The following is a 927-nucleotide window of genomic DNA, read 5'->3' as shown; positions in this document are numbered from 1 at the left end:
CGTGTTGATGCATTTGTTAAGCGGATTATCGGTACGTTACCCTTTTATTTCCTTCATCATCGAAATCTTTAACTCTTACTTCAATAGCTTCAATTAAATCACTTAGGTGATTCATTAAACTTAAAATCACATCCGAGTTAATATTTAATGAGTTTCCGTCTTTATCATATCCTCCACGATGAACGCAGTGATGGCGTAAGTTAACGGCTCTAAAAAACCAAGGAATATGGCCAAAATCAAAACCTAATACACTTAAATACATTTCCTTAGTTTTTTTCATATTGTGAAAAATCAAATCTTTCAGATATTTATCAATTGTATCTTTCAAAGTCTCTCTACTGACAAAGATGTCAGAAAGCGAAAATTTTTGTTTAGAAAACTCTGGATCGGTTTCAACTAATTTACGTAAAAGTGAGTCATGCTGGGTTACAAACTTCGTAAATGTCGAGTATAGATAACCCTCTGCTGAAGCAACTAAGTGACTATATAACATTACATGCAAACCATATTGAGCTTTTTCTTCAACTTTGGCACTTACTAATAACTGAACAGTATTTAACTGCTCCCTGAACAGTACGATCTGTGAACTTTCTTTTGGAAGTAATAGATCTAACTCAGATTCTTCATATTGAGGTTCAGTATGTTCAACTCTAATTTCACCATTATCAACAATAATTTCCACATCATAGAAGTTATTTTTTACTAATACCTGATAAGGTCTTCCACAGCGATCGCACTCAGTTTCTAACTCTGTTTCTTGATATTCTTCTCTTTCCTTCTCTGTATCTGCGACAAATACAGGGTAAAAAGCCATATGTTCAACAACACTGCCACACTCACACGTAAAACTAATATTTGTATACATATCTTCTTATTCTTAATTGATAATATTTAATAGATAACCGCTTAACGCTTGCATAACACGTT

Annotated in this window: 1 protein-coding gene; it reads right to left on the bottom strand. The window is 33.1% G+C overall.

What is annotated here, in order from left to right:
* Positions 1-25: 25 nt before the first annotated feature.
* Positions 26-865: a hypothetical protein gene (locus tag A6E03_RS03400; RefSeq protein ID WP_065600169.1), complete on the bottom strand. Its 840-nt coding sequence runs from the start codon at positions 863-865 to the stop codon at positions 26-28.
* Positions 866-927 lie beyond the last annotated feature (62 nt).

This window comes from Aliivibrio sp. 1S128, from assembly GCF_001691065.1.
Lineage (GTDB): Bacteria > Pseudomonadota > Gammaproteobacteria > Enterobacterales > Vibrionaceae > Aliivibrio.
This window is presented reverse-complemented; position numbering and strand designations above follow the sequence as displayed.